This is a genomic window from Streptococcus oralis, assembly GCF_001579175.1.
GTDB classification, from domain to species: domain Bacteria; phylum Bacillota; class Bacilli; order Lactobacillales; family Streptococcaceae; genus Streptococcus; species Streptococcus oralis_O.
Genome location: NZ_KQ970783.1, coordinates 1 through 276 on the forward strand (window position 1 = coordinate 1; position 276 = coordinate 276).

A 276-nucleotide genomic window follows, 5' to 3' on the forward strand; every position below is an offset into this window, starting at 1 on the left:
TATACCCCAATAATATAAAATAGGCGAGTGATGGGGATCGAACCCACGCATGCCAGAGCCACAATCTGGTGTGTTAACCACTTCACCACACCCGCCATAATCATATTAACACGGGCAGTAGGAATTGAACCCACACTGAAGGTTTTGGAGACCTTAGTTCTACCTTTAAACTATGCCCGTAACTATGGAAGGGGAGGGATTCGAACCCCCGAACCCGAAGGAGCGGATTTACAGTCCGCCGCGTTTAGCCTCTTCGCTACCCTTCCAGAATATATA

The 276-nt window shown here is 48.2% G+C and carries 3 tRNA genes; all 3 read right to left on the reverse strand.

The features are described 5' to 3' along the window. Positions 1 to 22: 22 nt before the first annotated feature. A tRNA-His gene (locus SORDD24_RS10615) sits at positions 23 to 95 on the reverse strand. Positions 96 to 109: 14 nt separating this feature from the next. Further along, positions 110 to 180: transfer RNA gene (locus SORDD24_RS10620), tRNA-Trp, on the reverse strand. A 5-nt stretch (positions 181 to 185) separates the two neighbouring features. Continuing rightward, positions 186 to 266, reverse strand: a tRNA-Tyr gene (locus SORDD24_RS10625). Positions 267 to 276 lie beyond the last annotated feature (10 nt).